Source organism: Bacillus sp. ISL-77, from assembly GCF_018613105.1.
The window spans coordinates 52,862-70,285 of sequence record NZ_JAGGQY010000070.1; the positions used below are offsets into that span (position 1 = coordinate 52,862).

General features: G+C 36.9%; 17 protein-coding genes. 7 read left to right on the forward strand and 10 right to left on the reverse strand.

Annotated elements, in window-relative coordinates:
- Window positions 1-9: 9 nt before the first annotated feature.
- The 4 genes from J7E77_RS24875 to J7E77_RS24890 all read right to left on the reverse strand — a co-directional run bounded on the left by J7E77_RS24875 (window position 10) and on the right by J7E77_RS24890 (window position 5,147).
- Complete coding sequence (locus J7E77_RS24875; RefSeq protein WP_214717676.1) at window positions 10-1,185, reverse strand: ankyrin repeat domain-containing protein; 1,176 nt, start codon at window positions 1,183-1,185, stop codon at window positions 10-12.
- Between the two features lie 96 nt (window positions 1,186-1,281).
- Window positions 1,282-2,709, reverse strand: a complete 1,428-nt coding sequence (locus J7E77_RS24880) for a YlbE family protein (RefSeq protein ID WP_214717561.1) — start codon at window positions 2,707-2,709, stop codon at window positions 1,282-1,284.
- A 3-nt stretch (window positions 2,710-2,712) separates the two neighbouring features.
- On the reverse strand, window positions 2,713-4,257 hold the full coding sequence (gene fdrA / locus J7E77_RS24885) for an acyl-CoA synthetase FdrA (protein WP_214717563.1): 1,545 nt from the start codon (window positions 4,255-4,257) through the stop codon (window positions 2,713-2,715).
- Window positions 4,254-5,147, reverse strand: coding sequence for an oxamate carbamoyltransferase subunit AllH family protein (locus J7E77_RS24890; RefSeq protein WP_374103006.1), 894 nt, complete (start codon window positions 5,145-5,147; stop codon window positions 4,254-4,256). Before J7E77_RS24890 ends, fdrA begins: the two co-directional genes overlap by 4 nt.
- 255 nt (window positions 5,148-5,402) lie before the next feature.
- Here J7E77_RS24890 and J7E77_RS24895 point away from each other — a divergent pair, with 255 nt between their 5' ends.
- Entirely contained in the window at window positions 5,403-7,112 is a 1,710-nt protein-coding gene (locus J7E77_RS24895; protein WP_214717565.1) for a PucR family transcriptional regulator, read from the forward strand.
- Window positions 7,113-7,184: 72 nt separating this feature from the next.
- On the opposite strand, the gene J7E77_RS24900 is transcribed toward J7E77_RS24895, so the two are convergent.
- Complete coding sequence (locus tag J7E77_RS24900; RefSeq protein ID WP_251026845.1) at window positions 7,185-7,838, reverse strand: alpha/beta hydrolase family protein; 654 nt, start codon at window positions 7,836-7,838, stop codon at window positions 7,185-7,187.
- A 14-nt stretch (window positions 7,839-7,852) separates the two neighbouring features.
- Window positions 7,853-8,056: an alpha/beta hydrolase family protein gene (locus J7E77_RS30920; protein ID WP_251026844.1), complete on the reverse strand. Its 204-nt coding sequence runs from the start codon at window positions 8,054-8,056 to the stop codon at window positions 7,853-7,855.
- Window positions 8,057-8,512: 456 nt separating this feature from the next.
- Here J7E77_RS30920 and J7E77_RS24905 point away from each other — a divergent pair, with 456 nt between their 5' ends.
- The 4 genes from J7E77_RS24905 to J7E77_RS24920 all read left to right on the forward strand — a co-directional run bounded on the left by J7E77_RS24905 (window position 8,513) and on the right by J7E77_RS24920 (window position 12,484).
- The gene (locus J7E77_RS24905; RefSeq protein ID WP_214717567.1) at window positions 8,513-9,295 is read left to right on the forward strand and encodes a GNAT family N-acetyltransferase; all 783 of its coding nucleotides are present in this window, start codon (window positions 8,513-8,515) and stop codon (window positions 9,293-9,295) included.
- 169 nt (window positions 9,296-9,464) lie between these two features.
- Window positions 9,465-11,075 (forward strand): ATP-binding protein, encoded by a 1,611-nt coding sequence (locus J7E77_RS24910; RefSeq protein ID WP_214717569.1) that lies wholly within the window; start codon window positions 9,465-9,467, stop codon window positions 11,073-11,075.
- A 212-nt stretch (window positions 11,076-11,287) separates the two neighbouring features.
- Window positions 11,288-11,434, forward strand: a complete 147-nt coding sequence (locus tag J7E77_RS24915) for a hypothetical protein (protein WP_214717570.1) — start codon at window positions 11,288-11,290, stop codon at window positions 11,432-11,434.
- A 57-nt stretch (window positions 11,435-11,491) separates the two neighbouring features.
- Complete coding sequence (locus J7E77_RS24920) at window positions 11,492-12,484, forward strand: metal-dependent hydrolase (protein ID WP_214717572.1); 993 nt, start codon at window positions 11,492-11,494, stop codon at window positions 12,482-12,484.
- A 248-nt stretch (window positions 12,485-12,732) separates the two neighbouring features.
- On the opposite strand, the gene J7E77_RS24925 is transcribed toward J7E77_RS24920, so the two are convergent.
- The 3 genes from J7E77_RS24925 to J7E77_RS24935 form a co-directional block, all read right to left on the reverse strand.
- The gene (locus J7E77_RS24925) at window positions 12,733-14,043 is read right to left on the reverse strand and encodes an ammonium transporter (RefSeq protein WP_214717574.1); all 1,311 of its coding nucleotides are present in this window, start codon (window positions 14,041-14,043) and stop codon (window positions 12,733-12,735) included.
- A 4-nt stretch (window positions 14,044-14,047) separates the two neighbouring features.
- Window positions 14,048-14,407, reverse strand: coding sequence for a P-II family nitrogen regulator (locus J7E77_RS24930; RefSeq protein WP_214717576.1), 360 nt, complete (start codon window positions 14,405-14,407; stop codon window positions 14,048-14,050).
- A 185-nt stretch (window positions 14,408-14,592) separates the two neighbouring features.
- The gene (locus J7E77_RS24935; RefSeq protein WP_214717578.1) at window positions 14,593-14,973 is read right to left on the reverse strand and encodes a hypothetical protein; all 381 of its coding nucleotides are present in this window, start codon (window positions 14,971-14,973) and stop codon (window positions 14,593-14,595) included.
- Between the two features lie 241 nt (window positions 14,974-15,214).
- Here J7E77_RS24935 and J7E77_RS24940 point away from each other — a divergent pair, with 241 nt between their 5' ends.
- Entirely contained in the window at window positions 15,215-15,379 is a 165-nt protein-coding gene (locus tag J7E77_RS24940; RefSeq protein ID WP_214717580.1) for a hypothetical protein, read from the forward strand.
- Window positions 15,380-15,441: 62 nt separating this feature from the next.
- Here the strand turns inward: J7E77_RS24940 and J7E77_RS24945 are convergent, their stop codons facing one another.
- Complete coding sequence (locus tag J7E77_RS24945; protein ID WP_214717582.1) at window positions 15,442-15,876, reverse strand: SRPBCC family protein; 435 nt, start codon at window positions 15,874-15,876, stop codon at window positions 15,442-15,444.
- A 366-nt stretch (window positions 15,877-16,242) separates the two neighbouring features.
- Between J7E77_RS24945 and J7E77_RS24950 the strand changes: the two genes are divergently transcribed.
- Window positions 16,243-17,325 carry a branched-chain amino acid aminotransferase gene (locus tag J7E77_RS24950; RefSeq protein ID WP_214717584.1) on the forward strand — a complete coding sequence of 361 codons (1,083 nt, stop codon included), beginning with the start codon at window positions 16,243-16,245 and terminating at the stop codon, window positions 17,323-17,325.
- The last annotated feature ends 99 nt before the right edge of the window (window positions 17,326-17,424 follow it).

The window sequence follows — 17,424 nt, forward strand, 5'->3', positions numbered from 1 at the left end:
GTTTTACCCCTAGTTTTGTTTATTTTCTTGCTTGCTAAGTAACTCAAGAGATTGTTTCTTATGCAATTGATATAATGGGTTCGTCAGATCATTCGCAATCGCATTCTCAATTGCTTCAATTGCTTCACTATGTTTACCAAGAGATCTTAGGCTATTTGCCTTATGAAAGGAAAAGTCATAGCGATTTGGCTTCAGAGCAAGCAGTTTATCCATTTCGATAACGGCTTCTTCGTGTCTGCCTAGTTCTCTTAAGTAATTTGATTTATGATAACGATAAAAAGTACCGTTCGGGTTTAATGAACAGGCTTTATCATATTTAGATAGCGCTTCATCTGATTTCCTCATTAATCTTAGACAATTAGCTGTATAAAAGTAGAAGTCTAAATCTCTTGGGTTTTGAGTTAATGCTTTGTTGTACTCCTGAAGCGCTTCATCGTATTTTTTTAATTCTTGCAAGAAATACCCTTTGTAATAAATTAAGTCTAAGTTTTCATTATCATATCCAAGGCCTTTCTCAATTTCTGAGATTGCCTCTTCGTACTTATTAGCTCTTGCTAGCATTTTTGCCTTTTGAACCCATTCATTTGTTTCTACATAATCTTTGTTCAAAATGCTCACAACTTTTTGTTGTTTCAATTCTTTTGCATGCTGAAGAGACGACTTCCCGTCTCTGTCTGGAAGATTCATATCTGCGCCTGCTTCAACAAGTTCATGAATAATATCAGAATATAAGCGACCGCCATTTCCTAGAATCACTGACTCTAGGAGTGCGGACCAGCCTAAATTGTTCACATGGTTTACTGGTACTCCGGCATCTAAACAGACTTGTACAGTCTTCAGGTAGCCTTTCTCACTAGAAGGTAACAATGCCGTACCACCAAATCGGTTAACACTTTTTAAATCTGCTCCAAACTGGAGCATTAAACTTAATATTTCATGAAATCCATTTGCTCCTGAACAGATAAATGGTGTTAGTTGGGTAATATCTCTTGTATTTACATCGCTGCCTGCTTCTAATAACAGTTTAACTACCGAAATTTGATTTCTTTGTGTAGCTGCCATTAAGGCGGTTCGACCGTCAGCATCTTTAAAATCAATGCTAGCTCCCTTATTTAAAAGCTGATTTACAGCCGCTAAATCTCCCTGTTCACTTACATGAATAAGTTCTGCGTTCAAAGAATTCATTTCCAATTTGATTCTCTCCTTTAGCTATATTTCCAACAAGAAGTAGATAAATGCTAATAATAGTTCTGGTCCTAAACTTGTTAGGAGCGGAACCTCTTAGTTAATGTTTTCACTTAAAGCAAGTAATGCCTTTTCAAAAGTTTCAACTGGTGGATGGGTAATTCCCGCACCAATCATTCCAATTCCAGCTTCCTTATGGGCTATTGCCGTATTGATGATTGGCATAATTCCCGTTTGAACTACCTTCCGAACATCAATTCCAGATGGTATACCCATGAAATTAAGCATCGGAATCGTTACATTTGGATTTTCTATAGTGGTAATTTCCTTCATTTTTGTTGAGTAGCCGATCGCGTCTTCAATGGTCCCACCTACAAGGGCGACAATTGCTGGAGCCGTTGCCATTGCAAATCCACCAATGCCGTACGTTTCAGTAATTGCACTATCCCCTATATCTAGCCCTGAGTCTTCAGGCTTGTATCCTGCAAACATTGGTCCGATTACTTTTTGTGCAGGGCCCGTAAACCATGTATTTCCCGCAATTCCACTTACACGGATCCCGAATTCAGTACCATTACGTGCCATGGTGGTTACGATAGTACTGTTTTCGATGCCATGTGCTGCATCAAGAGCACATTTTGCAAGTGCCATCCAAGTTGGGCCCGAGAAATAATCACTGCTTGCAACAAACTCAAATACCTCACGTTTTTGTTCAATCGTGAAATCTGTTTGGATAATATAAGGTGTCAATGCTTGAATCAGTAATGTGGTACCCGCAACATTACGGTTATGACACTCATCACCCATATGAAGTGCTTGTGCAAGCATTAGACGCAAGTCAATTCCGTTCGGATTTAATTTCATCGCTGCACTCAGGATGGGACCAAATACATCACGCATCCAATTTAAACGATCAATAACACTTTGATCATTTGCGCCCATTCGGAGGATTTTCGATAGTTGCTCACTTAAGTTTGTATAAGCAATGTTTCCATAGGTCTTATTCTCAACAATATGCATAAACATTGAAGCAGACGTAACACCCGCCATGGAGCCAACACAGTTGTTCTCATGACATGGAGAGAATGTAATTTCACCGGATGCTGCAAGCTTTGAGGCTTCCTCTATATCTTTTGCCAAACCTTCAAAGACAATAGCTCCTGTGACCGCACCCCTCATCGGACCGTTCATCTTATCCCATGTAATAGGAGGGCCTGCATGCAAAATCGTCGTTTTCGTCATTCCTGGAACACAATCAATTGCTTTTTCAAAACCAACTAATACCGGTTGTGAGTTAATAATTCTCTCAACCGCTAACTTATTTGCAGCTTCAATTTTTTCAATAATTACAGGATCTTCAAGCTTATCAAGTGCAGCAATGAGATCAGGATTGCCTCTACCTGGTGGCATCCACTCTAGATGAATCACTTCTGCATTTTGAGTTAATAAATCATTTTTAAAGGATTCAATTCCGACGTTAATAACATTAAGTTTTTGATTAAAAAGTTCATTAATTTTACTCATGGGTTATTCTCCCTTCACAACAAATTCTCTTGCCAATAGTCCTGCATTCTGACTACTGCTAGCATGCGTCACACCTGCAGCGAGTAGTTTATCGATTTGTTCTTCCAGGTTTTGCAGATCTAACTCTGTCCCTAGAACATATCCGATAATTTCCAGATGTCTTCCTTCATCTTCTGCTGCTTGTTTTGCTTCTATAATTGCAGGAAGCATTGCTCCAACAGGATCCTCGTGTGCGCCATATCCCAAAACAAAGTCCATGACAATAACACCAACAGATGGATCCTTCGCTTCTTGGATAAACCTCGATATTCTTGTGGAAGGATCAATCATTGGATGTGGCTTGCCTTGTGTGAATTCATCATCACCAAAATCAATAAATGTATGTGCCTGACTTTTATTTCTATCTTTTAAGCGGTATTCTGGATCTCTTTGGATATTACTATAGACATTATCGAACTTTTCCATGGCTGCATGCATTGCTTCATCACAAAGAGTCCCGCCACTAAATAGTCCCCGGATATATTTTTGATCTGGTGTTAACTTCGTGCGTACCTCTTCAATAAGTGGAATATTTAAAGCACGTTTATTAAGTTTGCTTTCATCAACACCTGCCAATAGAACTGCTTTAAGAGCAGCTTCCTTTGACATCTTCGCAAATTGACCGCCTGCTTGAATTACTTTCTCTTCATTTCCACCAACAAACCAAACAACAACAGGTTTTTTACATCTTTTAATTTGATCTAACACTTTCTCTTCAACACTTGGTGCAGGTGGCTTAGAAATAAGGACTATCACTTTAGTTGCCTCATCATCTTCCAGAGCCTTGATTCCATCAAGCATCATGATTCCTCCTATTTCCTCTTTTAAATCTCTGCCGCCTGTTCCAATCATCTGTGAAATTCCGCCGCCGAATTCATGAATGCGGACACTTACTTCTTGGCTTCCGGTTCCCGAAGCACCAACAATCCCAATACTGCCTTTTCTTACAGCGTTGGCAAAACACAAAGCCACATTACCAATAATTGCTGTTCCACAATCTGGACCCATCATTAGTAGTCCTTTTTCATGTGCCAACGTTTTTAATTCAATCTCATCTTCAATGCTGACATTATCGCTAAATAGCATCACATGGAGATTATTTTCTAGAGCTTTTTTTGCTTCTCTCGTTGCATATGCTCCGTTCACCGCAATTACTGCTAAATTTGCTTCAGGGATGCTTTGGGCTGCTGAAGCAATTGTTGAATATTTGAGTTCGCTTTTACCTTTGGATGTATCTTTTTTTGTAAATAATTCATCAATCATTACGAAAGCGTTTTCGCAAAGCGCCTCTGTCGCTGCATTTACAACAATAATTAAATCGTTTGATTTTGCCTCTTCCACTTCTGAAGTCATCAATCCAACATTTCTCATTACTTCTTTATTCATTTCAGTTCCCATTGCGATAATAGCCTGTTCTACACCTTCAATTTGGTTTGCTTTTGTTGAAAGTGACATTAATGAAACAGAATCGAAATATGTGTTCGGCTTTACAATAGCTTCTACAGTCATAATTGACCTCCTACTCTAAGATTGGCTTCCAACCCACAGATGAGCCCTGTGGCTATATCTGTTCCTGATGAAGAACCGATGTTTAGTACTTTATTTAAAGGGAGATATAATTCATCTTCTTTTCCATTAAGTATGGAATGGACTAAATGAATGATTGACTCTCTCACTTTACCAATAGATGCTTTTTTCAATGTCATATAGCTTATTTCATTCGTTAAACTGTTTGCTCTCATCACCACTTCATCTCTAAACGATTGTTGCAGGTAGAAAGGACTTTTCCTCAAATTCATGATCGTAAATAAACCAACTAAAAAGTCATCTCCCGATGGTGTCAATCCGGGACCAAGACCTACTAACGAAACAGCATGACACACTGCATTCGCCAATCGATTGTTTGACAATTCGTTTATTAATAAATTAGTTCGTTCTTCGAGCAACCTAGACATTTCTGTTTCATAGGGACTTTGGGCAAATAATTTCTTTTTCATTCCTCCGGCTTTACCGTGGAAATCAATGTATTCCTTCATCATTATCAAATTGCGATTCACTTTTTGTAAATCAGATGGGTATTCAGGTAAAATACTTTCCCATCTTTCAATTTCCCCAATTGATATGGCGAGTTTATTTGAAATGAACAGCGTATTATTTTTCACAAACACTTGATCATTAACGTGGATATTCAGTCCTTCAAAGCTGGCCAGATTAATGACAAGTGTGTTAGGCCCATTATCAATTTGGGTGCTTGCAATCGTATATAATTCACCATTTTCAAAACAATGAATATTAATTGTCTTTCTAAATGTGCTATGAACAAAACCGGTTAAACTCGAAATATTCATTCTCTCAATAAACCCAAGATCACCAGACAGTGCATTCCCCAACTGTGACACCTCATTGAACTGGTACGTCTGTTCATGCAGCCCCTCTCAAGTTGAATATTTGTAAGTAAAAGTTAACTTTTTTATCATCATGTAGATTGAACCCTGCTAAAACTTTGAATATAGTTGACAAGTTCTGATCCTTACATGATTATTTTAGATAGATTGCATAAAAACATCATCGTTTAAGCAAACCAAAAAAAATGATATCATTTGTGCATGTTATACAATTAATTGTGATAAATTTTCAACAAAGGAGTGGTAAATTTGTTGACTGTTAAGGATTTATTTGAGATACAAGCTATTGATGGCTTGAAAATTGTTGCTGGAGAACATGGAATTAATAATGAAATCTCAATTGTAAACATAATTGAAAATCCTGAGGCATTTGACTGGCTTTCACCGAATGAACTTCTATTATCAACAGGTTATATATTTAAAGATAATGAGGATTTGCAAATTAAAATCATTAATGAGCTTTCTGCCATAAATTGTGCAGGACTAGTTATCAAAATGAAACGATACTTTGAAAAACTACCGCAAAGAATGATTGATCATGCAAATAAGATGGGGTTTCCACTACTTGAGTTACCTTTTGAATATACCTTATCAAGGGTCATTTCTATTATTAATGAGAAAGCATCTGGTCGTTATGATTTATTAAATAGAAAAACCTTAGATATGCATAATTTATTTTTCCGAATTACACTTGAAGGTGGAGGGATAGAAAGGATTTCATCCATGTTATCAGGTTCTATTAATAATCCGATTATTTTTGTAGACGAGGATTGGAAGTTGCTTCACTATTCGGAACACCAGAACAATAAAGTCCCACTTTCATACTGCTTTAATCTAGTTAAAAATCGACCTATTTTCAATAAAGATTTTATTAATTCTGTTCCGAAAGATGTAAGCGAAATGAAAAAGAGCATTCAACGAATATATTACTTAGAAGGAATGGAAATAAAATGCCGTATCCTTCCTGTCGCAGTGGCAAGTAATATTTATGGATATATTGTTGTATGGCAGACTGTCCAGGATTTAACGGAGTTTGACTTTATTATTTTAGAACAAGCGTCAACTAACATGGCACTGGAACGGATAAAAGCAAAGGACATCGAGGAGGTAAAATTAAAAATTAAGCAAGACTTCTTTGATGATTTGCTGACTGGAAAAATAACATCCGTCGAAACAATCCACACCTTTAGTGAAATGCATGGATTAAATCCAAGTTATATTTACTACTGTATAGTCATTAATTTAGAATCAGAGGAACATGACAGTTATGATGATATGGTAGCTAGGAAGGTTCAGTTAGAGAACAAATCCAGAAAATGCGTGGACTTAGTCTATAGTCTTTCGAATTATTCAAATGCTGTGGTTACTTGCTTTCATAGAAACAATCGTATAATTATTATGATTGGTCAAAGTGACAATAAGCCTCCTCTATCGGTAAATGAGGTAAAACAATACGGGAATAAAATTTATAATGCATTAGAAAAGGACATTAATAACACTACCTTTTTAATTGGAATTGGCCGGCAGTACGAAACCATTCATTCCCTTCACAAAAGCTTTTCTGAAGCAAATGAATCTATTCGACTCATGCAGAAATTTAATACCAGCGGGGGAGTATCTCATTACGAAGATCATTCTATCTATCACTTCTTGGACAGTAATATTAAAGACATAGAATTAGAAGACTTTTTCATGAAAAGCCTTGGGAAAATCTATGAACATGACCATTTACATGGGACGAGTTATATCATTACGTTAGAGAACTATTTTCTAAAAAACCTAAATATTAGCGAAACAGCAAAAGCGATGTTTTTACACAGAAATACGCTTATTTATCGAATCGAGAAAATCAAGGAAATCTTAAATACCGATTTAAAAAACTCGGAGGAATTGCTGCAAATACAATTAGCTTTAAAGATATTTAGACTCTTAAATAAAAAACTTCCAATCAATTCTTAAATCAGATTGGGTCCCGTTCTCTATGAAACCACGGGACCCGTCTATTTTATGGGGAAAGAAATCCATAAGACCTTATTCCGATAAATGATATTGAAGGAATTCAATCACTTGTTTAAATGCACCTTGGATAACAGGATTATCAAAATCCTTATCAAACACATGCTCTCCATTTGGAATTGTGATTAACCTGGTTTCAACCTTTTCTTTTATAAGTGCACCTCTCATAAATACTGATTGTTCATAGGGAACATCCTCATCCTTTGTCCCGTGTAACAGTAAGGTTGGTGGATAATCCCTAGTGATATTTTTCTTTGGGCAAAACTTTAAGAGTGCATCCTTCTGTATTTTTGGATTTATCCCCGTAATCTCTTGGATCCATACCCCTTGCTGTCTAGCATAAACATAATAGAGAAACCGCTGCTCAATCGATGCCTCTGTAATCACTTGGTCGGAGATAAGCCTTCTAGCAAGTTCTTTAGGGACATTATCCTTTTGTAAATAGAAACTGCTTGGATTTGTTGCCCATTTACCAATGATATCTCCATATCCATAAAAAGAGACAATTGCACGTGGCTTATGAGTAAATGAACCCGTACAAAGCGCCAAAAAACCACCTGCAGAACTACCTACAACAGCTATTCTTTTTGGATCAATGGAAAATTCCTGTGGCCCTTCTGATTTTAACCACTGGAGTGCATCTTGAACATCTTCTAGAATATCTGGCAATTTTGTCTCAGGTGCTAGCCTATAGTCATAGAAAACAATGCAAACCCATTATCATTATAGAGTTTTATCATCTCTTCACTTATTTCTTCTCTTGTTCCCCAAACAAGCCCACCACCATGAATATAAATTATAACCGGTGCATTATCATTGCTATTCCCATAAAAATCAGCCTTTATGGAAAAACAATCATTATTCTTATAAATAACTGTTTTCTTCATTTGTAAACTACACGTCCTTCATTAAAGTAAATTCAAATTGTTCATTTGTAGATAAAGTTATTGTTTTCTAGTCTAACAAAACCAAATGGAGCCATTAACTTAAATCGGGATATTCCCTACTCTAATTTACGACATATTTTGCACATATTGAATTGTACAACATGCCTAATTAACACCCTATATTTTTGGTATTGGTAAACAATTAAGTTATTAGAGTTTCCTACAAAGTAAGAATGTGGAAGTAATAAAGGTAAACTATCCGAAAGTTTTTTGACAGCTTGTGGGGATTTATTTAAATCCCCTATGATTCCCTATTTCCCTATTATCTCAAATAGGGGAATAGTTCCTATTCAATCTATACAAATCACTCTCGATGTTAACCTTATAAATTTGTAAAAACACTTGAAATTTTCCAACTATTTGTTTACCCTTTTGGAGAGAAAGGGGGAATCTGATATGATTAGAAAGCTTACAGACCAAGATCATGAGCAGGTTCTCGCTTTTTTAAGTGAGGAACCGTCTATTAATCTATTTATCATAGGGGATATTGAAGCCTTTGGATACACTTCTGAGTCTCAAGAAATTTGGGCCGAGTTTGATGAACAGAGCACGATTAAGGCTGTTCTCCTAAGGTTTCATCAATCCTTTATCCCTTATGCAAAGGGAGAATTCGATACAAGCGGTTTTGTATCGATTATGAAAAACTACAGCCAGCCCATTCTCCTATCCGGCAAATCCGATATCGTAGCGAAATTCGAAGCTTTCGATGATCTTCAGCTTGGTAAGAAGCAAGTTACTTACTTTGCTGAATGCAGGACGGATGAATGCCTGTCTCCCGATGAGGTTGTATATAAAAGGGCTAGTCTTGAGGATGTAGATCAAATTTTACAACTCCGCCAAACCATTGAGGAATTTCATGTTCGAAGTGACGCCCGGGACGTATTAGTACAGTCATTGGAAGCCAATACATCAAGAACCTATTTTACAGAGGAAAATGGTGTACTCACTTCTTGCGTTTCAACCGCAGCGGAAAATTCAATCTCGGCAATGATTGTTGGGGTTTGCACCAGGAAGGAATATCGACGTAATGGTCTCGCCACTTCCATCATGCAAAATCTATTTCAGGATGTCCTAGACGAAGGGAAAACTCTTTGTCTATTTTACGATAACCCTGAAGCTGGACGAATTTATAAGCGACTTGGCTTTAAAGAAATAGGAATGTGGACCATGCATCGCTGATTTTTCCATTTCAAATATTTCGAAGTATGTAGATAGTGCCTGACACCAATACAAACACAATTGGCTTAATTATTACTTATTAAAGTATTATTGTTATAGCCTCAAGAACAACAAGTAAATTATTATTAACATAACAATGTTTTATTTTCACAAACCTTGAGGTGGCAAAATGACGAGTGAAAGAGAACCATTTTATATAACTCAATCAAAGAAAATGTGTAAAGAAAGCGGCATGGATCCAAATGAAATAGCTAGTCCAAAAAGGTTTATGACAAACCAAGAACTAGATGTGAAAAGAAAAGCTTACAGCGAGATATTGTCAGTTGTCAGTTATTTCTCAAATAAGCTTTTGGATGCATTAAAAGGAACGCCTATATTGATTAGTGTCTCTGACTCTAAAGGGTACTTATTAGATATGGTTGGGGACGAAACCATCAAATCTACAGTTGAAGAATTTGGCATAAAATTAGGCAGTCTTTTTACCCAGGAAGATACAGGGACAAATGTAATTAGCTTAACCTTACAGCAACGACACCCTGTCCAATTGATAGGTAAAGACCATTATCATACCTTCCTTTCTGAAATCGCTTGTTACGGTGCACCGTTTCATTATACAGATGAAGATAGTTTACTAGGTAGTGTTTCGATCATGATGCCAGTCAATTTTTGCAATCCCTTATTTTTAACGATGTTATCTCAGGTGGTGGATTCTATTGAAAGAGAACTACTGCTTAGAAAACAAAATAGGACACTTAATATTTTAAATCAAATCATGTTAAGCAGAGCCAACAATGGAATCATCATCACAGATGAAAAAGGCATTATAGTTGAGTTTAATGATTTTGCTCAGCAAATTTTCAACGAAAGTAGAAGTTATGTTATTGGGAAGTCCATCTATCATTCTATTTTGACTGGAGATTATTTTAAACGAGTACTAGTGTATCAAGAAAAACAGGAAAATGTGGAACTGAAATTTAAAAATAAAAACGGTGACTTAGTGGTATGTCTATTTGATGCACAGCCAATCTATGAAGGTGAAAAAATGATTGGCACATTTGGCCAATACAGGGATATAACCGAAAGGTATTTATTAGACGAAAAAATAAAAGAGTCCGAAAAACAAGCCCTTGCTGGTCAAATTGCAGCTGGAATCGCCCATGAAATTAGAAATCCCTTAACCACAGTCAGGGGATATTTACAAATTCTCGGCAGTGACGTAGATGATAATATAGCCCACATCTTTTCTGGTTTATTAATACCAGAAATTGATCGTGCAAATAAAATTATTTCTGATTTTTTAAGGATCACTAAGCCTTCAGATAAAGAGTTAGAAGTTATCCAAATTCACAAGTTTTTAATTGATTACCTGTGGGAATTCCTAAAAAGTGAATCATTACTTTACAATGCCGATTTAAATGTAGAGATTCTTCCGGCCACTAAATATCTGTCAATCCTTTGTAATCGCGGGGAGTTATTACAGGTCTTTATTAATTTATTCCAAAATTCGCTCCAAGCTAAAGGGAATTCCCCTTTAAAAATTAACATTTCCACTAGATTAGTTAACTCTCATGTTCAATTTATTTTTAGTGATAATGGAAAAGGAATCGACGCTACTACCCTAGCTCATATTTTTGAGCCGTTCTTTTCCACCAAAGATACGGGGACTGGTTTAGGGTTATCGGTATCTCGAAAGATTGTGGAAAATCATAGAGGGACGATGCATGCCAGCAGTAATGAAAATGGCACAGAATTTTTTATAGAACTTCCTGTTTACAACTAAGAAAATAAATGCGGCCCCTTAAAATAGGGGACCGCATTTATTTTTGATATATAAAAGGGAGAACTAATCAGGTTATACAATAGTTTTACAAAAATGTAAAAATCTTAATAATCACCTTGGTTTTTTTACAATACAGAATCTTTACATTTTATTAACAGAATCTTAAGAAGAAAGGTTTCCTTTATTTAATACAATAAAGGGGAGTTTATAATTTGGAGGGAGTAGAAAATGATAGCCCGAGAAAGCAATTGGGGTTAGAAGGGAGAAATTATGCCCTAACACAAAGCTGGGATAAAATCTTTTCCAATTTACTTTGGCATTATCGAGCCGTTATCGATGAACCAAAGATACAAAAATAGGCCTGATTGGTTGTACGATTTTTTCCCAATATATTAATAAAGTAAAGGAGTGATAGAGTGGATACTTTTTCGCATATTGTCATAGGGTTTGGCATTGGTGCTCTTGCTCAAATCGATCCTGCCGTATCATCTAATCCGACCCTATCACAGGCTGTCATGATAGGGGTGGTAATAGGTTCAAATGCTCCTGATTTTGATATCATTTATAGATTAAAAGGAAAAGGTAGCTATTTCAGAAATCACAGAGGCCTGTCACATTCCCTGCCAGCTTTTCCTTTATGGGGATTACTGGTTTCAGGCTTACTTTACCCATTCTTCCCCGCTTCAGGATTTCTTCATCTCTTTTTATGGACGTTCTTGGCAGTGATTCTTCATGTCATTTTTGATTTATTCAATGTCCACGGAACACAAATCCTGTTGCCTTTTTCCCAAAAATGGATTGCCTTTGACGCTATCCCATTATTGGATCCTTACATTTTAACACTCCATTTTATAGGTTTTGGTTTACTCTTTTTCTACCAGGAAAGGATTACCTTTTTAATCATTTATGTATTCATATTTTTATACCTGGCTGTTCGAACTCTGTCAGCATTATTAACCAAAAGGCACCTCCAGCAACATTTTATAAAAGCTGACCGTATAAAACTAATCCCGCGTATCACCCTATTTAAATGGGATATTATTATTGAGACGAGAGAGGATTTTTTATTTGGAGTTTATTCAGATAATAGGCTCGACATAGAACATACTCTTCCCAAAAAAATTGACTTTCCGGTATTGGTTTCTGATAGTACAAATGACGAGTCCGTTTCAGACTTTCTTGCTGGTACATCGTTCGCTTATCCTTTTGTTGCTGTTAGAAAAAACGGCTACTTTGTTTATTGGAAGGACCTTCGTTTTCGTACCAAAAAATTCTTCCCTTCCCTTGCCATCATGTATATTTCCTCTGACTTCAAAAGGAAGAATAGTTATATAGGCAAGATAAGCTCTTTAAAACAATACAAAAAAGTGTTACGAAGCTTAATGAATTCCTCTTCATCAATCAAATAAAAGTTTATAAAAAATGACCCCGGTTCAAATACCGTGGTCATCTTTTATTAAGCTGAATAAGTTAGATAAGCAGACCGGATACAATCCGAGAAATATTAATGATTATGTGATACTAAAGTTAGCGTTTCTACTTTATAAGACGATTTGAGCAACCAATACTACAAATAGTACCTGAACGGTTCGGAGGTCAACGAAACAAGAACGTTGCATAAAATAAGGAATCCCTCCGTGATGGGATTCCTAGCTAACTATATTACTTCCTTTTCCTTCCTAATAGCAGGAGCAGCAACTGTGATACCTGTTGTTTCTTCAAAATTAAATAGGCTAGTTGGGATATCGGTAAAACGCTCTAATTCATTGTAAGCAGGAATACCATGATATGACATATCTAAGCCCTCGTCTTCTTCCCGTTCTGTTGCTCGGTAACCAACTGTCTTTGAGCATACCTTTGCAATAAAAGTTCCAGCAATTAGCCCCCAGACAATGACCACTACCGCACCCAATAATTGCACCTTTAATAGAGAGAAATCACCAGTCGTTAAAAATCCTTGGGACCGATCAAGCAATCCAACAGCAATCGTTCCAAAAACCCCGCCGAAACCATGAACAGCCACAGCCCCCACTGGATCATCCACCTTTAAATAATCGACTAACAGAGTAGCATAAATAACGAGCAAACCACTTAACGCTCCAATCAGGATTGCGCTCCATTCAGAAACATAAGCACATCCAGCCGTTATGGCTACCAAACCAGCTAATACACCATTTATCGTCATACTCGGATCGGCTTTGCCGAACTTTCGCATCGTCAAAAAGAGAGCTGCTGACCCGCCGCTTGCTCCAGCTAACATTGTATTAATAGCAATAGGCGCTAGCGCTGAGCTAGAAGCATCTAATGTACTTCCTGCATTAAAAGCAAACCAACCGAACCACAAAATAAAAGCTCCCGCTGATGCTAAAGGAATGTTACTTGGGGCAAAAACATTAACGCTGCCATCCGAATTAAACCTTCCTTTTCTCGGTCCCAATAGCTTTGCCATAGCCAAAGCAGTAAACCCACCAAGTGCATGAATAGCGGCTGAACCAGCAAAATCCTTCATTCCTAACTTCGCTAGCCATCCTTCGCTGTTCCAAATCCAATGTCCAGAAAGAGGATAAATAATCATACAAATGAGCGCAGCAGTGACTACATAGGCTTTAAAATTCATCCGTTCTGCTACTGCACCCGAAATAATTGAGACACATGCCACAGCAAACCCCATTTGAAAAAGAACAAAAGCAACACTTGGCAATTCGATAGAAAGTACAATTTTCTCAGGACTTCCAAACAGGCTGGTCCCTATGAAACCAAAGGCATCTTTTCCAAACATTACCCCAAATCCAATGATCCAAAACGCTAAAGCTCCAATCGTTAAGTCAACAAAAATTTTCATCGTAACATTAACCGCATTTTTCGTTCGGACAAATCCAGCTTCCAGTAAACTAAATCCACCTTCCATAAACAAAACCATGGCTGCAGCAAGGACGACCCACACGGTATTTATATACATTAACTCCATAAGATCACCCCTTATCATCTGCTAAATCATCGATATCATAGTCAAATGTCCCAGTTCGAATGTTATAAGCTTCCAGAATTGGATAAATATATATTTTACCATCTCCATCTTCACCGGTCTGGGCAGAATGAACAATGGTCTGGATCGTCGACTCTATCAAATAGTCCGAAAGGACAATTTCCATTTTTACTTTTGGATGGAGAGTTACTTGATAATTTTTTCCGCGATACACACCTTGCGTATCTTTTTGTTTCCCTCTTCCAACCACCTGAGAAACAGTAAAACCTGTAATTCCTATTTTTTTTAAACCCTTAATCGTCTCTGTGAGCCTCTCCGGTCGAATGATTGCTTCAATCTTTTTCAAAGAAACAGCCCCTCATGTTATATTTCCTAACATCAATATGTTAAAATATATAACAAGTTAGTATTCTTCGTCAATATTAATTTATGGAAATCGGAAAATTCTAAAAAGATTCGGGTTTATAAAAAAGAAGGATGCGGTTACATTACCGGCATCCTTCTTTTTCAATATTAATAAATTTTTTTATTTCATTTCCGCTTCGATTCCGATAATTCTTTTATCTTAACGATCCAATCCTTGAAATTTGCAAACTCACTTGAATCGAAGCCGAAGTTGGACTTTATTAGCTGAACTGTTTCGCTTTCTTGATCATGAAAGACTCCGTCCGAAAAAATAAGTTGAAAAAGTTCTGTTAAGACAATATTTTTAGAGCGTTCATTCTTGAATACTGTAAGGATTTCATCAATACCGAGACCCTCTATTTTATAAGACTCAAGCCCCATTTCCTTCTGGTATCTATTAAGTATGGAATTTTCAAATATAGATATATTTCCATCAATTTTGGCGATCAGAGCAGCAAGTTCAAGAAACGCCTTCCTCTCCTCTGGCTGAAGTTCAGCTAGAAACATTACAACATCTCCTTTTAAGCTTTGTTTATGTATACGAAAAAAAGCGGATTAAGTTTCAATAAATATTGGAGCGAACAAGAATAGCTTAGACCAAAAGCGATTGAAAAACCAGTAAAAACAATAAAGGGAATGATGCTTGATCGCTTCACTCCTCTTTTATCATCTTTTAATTGTTGTTTCTACTTTGAATAATTAAATCGATACTACGTATACTACTTTTTATGTTTAGGAGGTGAATATCATGCCAAATCAACAAAATAGCCAGCAAAAAGGGAAATCGAATCCTAATCAACAAGGTTCGGGATCCGAGTATCACAAAGAGCATGCGAGCAATGTTCCAGATTACGGAGCAAACACGGTCGACCCCAATGCGTTTACTAATACAGCTGAAAACAATGAACAGTAACTATTAATTTTTTAAACGCCCAATTGTGGCGTTTTTCTTTTTTAGCATCCATTAATACTCTATTAGGATTCCAGAATATCCTTAATCTTTTTTAAATCTTTCATGTTTGCTCGCTTCATCATTGGAGTCATAAACGGTGCAAACACTTTTGAGAAACCGCTTGGATTTCCTTTGTTCCTTAAGGTCATTCGTGTTTGATTAACATCTAAAGCTTCCCAAGTATAGGTCGTCTCCATTGGAAAAGGTCCCTGTGCGGTTTTCATAACTAGTTTATTTTCTGGAATAAACTCAGTAATTTCATAGATATAAGCAAGCTCTCTTCCAAGAAATCGTGCTTTAAAGGCCACTTTTGAACCCAATGTTAATGGTTTTTCAGTTTTCCATTCGGCCGATTGAATATTTACATACCATTCTGGGGCGTTGTCAGGATTGGATGCATATTTTGAGACCTGCCCAACTGGGCGTTCGATAATTATTTCTGTAAAAACATCAACCACATGTTTGACCTCCCCTATTTATAAAAATTTAGGACTGTTGTTTTTCTACATAATTTTTAAGCAACGTACGAAGTAAGTATTTCCATCCCTCGGTATGGGCTAGCTAATTCTCCTCTAGTTTACATATAGTTAAATATTACCACAATCATTTTCCCTTTAGTCGTGCCCATTTTAAATAGGTTTCATTACGCAAGATTTTGTTCATCATAATCTTAGAGGATGGAAGTTTGTACTACTTAAGTGGTATAGTTAGATAATACTGTTAATTTCAATTCGGCTTCCCCATTTGGAAAACTTTGCTTTCAAAAATTTAAAACAGCCTACTTTTCAACAATGTAAAGTAGAGAATCGACTAGAGGTGTAACCATGAAACAAGAAGTTGGATTTGTTCAAAGAGAAGTTTTAAAAGAAAAGCCTGATTTTGCTTCACTTGGTTTTGGTAAGTATTTTAGCGATTATATGTTTGTTATGGATTATCAACATGAAACCGGATGGTATGACCCGAGAATTACTCCATACGAGCCATTAACACTCGATCCTTCTGCGATGGTTTTTCACTATGGACAAGCAATCTTTGAGGGGATGAAAGCTTATAAGACAGCAGATGGAACGATCCAGCTCTTCCGCCCTGAAAAAAACATGAGGCGATTGAATGATTCATGCGAAAGACTGTGCATTCCCCAAATTGATGAGGATTTCTTATTAAATGCCATTAAACAATTGATTTTAACTGAAAAGGATTGGATTCCTAATGGAGAAGGGACTTCTCTATACGTTCGTCCGTTTATTTTCTCAACCGAACCTTATCTTGGTGTTCGTCCTGCGAAACAATATAAATTGCTAGTCATTCTCTCTCCATCGGGAGCATATTATGGTGACCAATTAAGTCCTGTGAGGATTTATGTGGAAGAACAGTATGTTCGGGCGGTTATTGGCGGAGTAGGCCATGTGAAGACTGCTGGAAATTATGCGGCTAGCTTGAAGGCACAGGAAAAGGCTGATGAAAATGGTTTTGCTCAAATCCTCTGGCTTGATGCAAAAGAGAAGAAATATGTCGAAGAAGTTGGCAGCATGAATATCTTCTTCAAAATCAATGGTGAAGTGGTAACACCACGATTAAATGGCAGCATTTTACCAGGTGTCACCCGTGATTCGGTTATTGAATTACTAAAATATTGGAATATTCCTGTACGCGAAGAGAAAATTTCAATTGAAGAGGTTTTTGCAGCACATGCGCGCGGCGAGCTTGAAGAAGTTTTTGGTGCAGGAACAGCTGCTGTTATTTCCCCTGTTGGCGAATTAACTTGGAATGACCAAGCGATTACAATAAATGACGGTCAAATCGGCGAACTTTCTCAGCGCCTCTATGATGAAATGACCGGAATCCAACTTGGAAAAAAAGAAGATCCATTTAACTGGACAGTGAAAGTTGCCCAGGTGGAAGTTTAAAAATAAAAACCGGGCACAGCCCGGTTCTTTTTTGTCTACTGAATTTACCCCTTCACGGACATTAGTCGATTCCTCTAGTTACCGCCACACCGTTTTTTC

Bases quoted from the DNA above. Each gene is read 5' to 3' on its own strand.
- J7E77_RS24935 (WP_214717578.1), bottom strand. From the start codon at position 14,973: ATGTTTCTAGCTGAACTTCAGCCAGAGGAGAGGAAGGCGTTTCTTGAA.
- J7E77_RS24925 (WP_214717574.1), bottom strand. From the start codon at position 14,043: ATGGAGTTAATGTATATAAATACCGTGTGGGTCGTCCTTGCTGCAGCC.
- J7E77_RS24880 (WP_214717561.1), bottom strand. From the start codon at position 2,709: ATGAGTAAAATTAATGAACTTTTTAATCAAAAACTTAATGTTATTAAC.
- J7E77_RS24950 (WP_214717584.1), top strand. From the start codon at position 16,243: ATGAAACAAGAAGTTGGATTTGTTCAAAGAGAAGTTTTAAAAGAAAAG.
- J7E77_RS24875 (WP_214717676.1), bottom strand. From the start codon at position 1,185: ATGAATTCTTTGAACGCAGAACTTATTCATGTAAGTGAACAGGGAGAT.
- fdrA (WP_214717563.1), bottom strand. From the start codon at position 4,257: ATGACTGTAGAAGCTATTGTAAAGCCGAACACATATTTCGATTCTGTT.
- J7E77_RS24905 (WP_214717567.1), top strand. From the start codon at position 8,513: ATGATTAGAAAGCTTACAGACCAAGATCATGAGCAGGTTCTCGCTTTT.
- J7E77_RS24940 (WP_214717580.1), top strand. From the start codon at position 15,215: ATGCCAAATCAACAAAATAGCCAGCAAAAAGGGAAATCGAATCCTAAT.
- J7E77_RS30920 (WP_251026844.1), bottom strand. From the start codon at position 8,056: ATGAAGAAAACAGTTATTTATAAGAATAATGATTGTTTTTCCATAAAG.
- J7E77_RS24910 (WP_214717569.1), top strand. From the start codon at position 9,465: ATGACGAGTGAAAGAGAACCATTTTATATAACTCAATCAAAGAAAATG.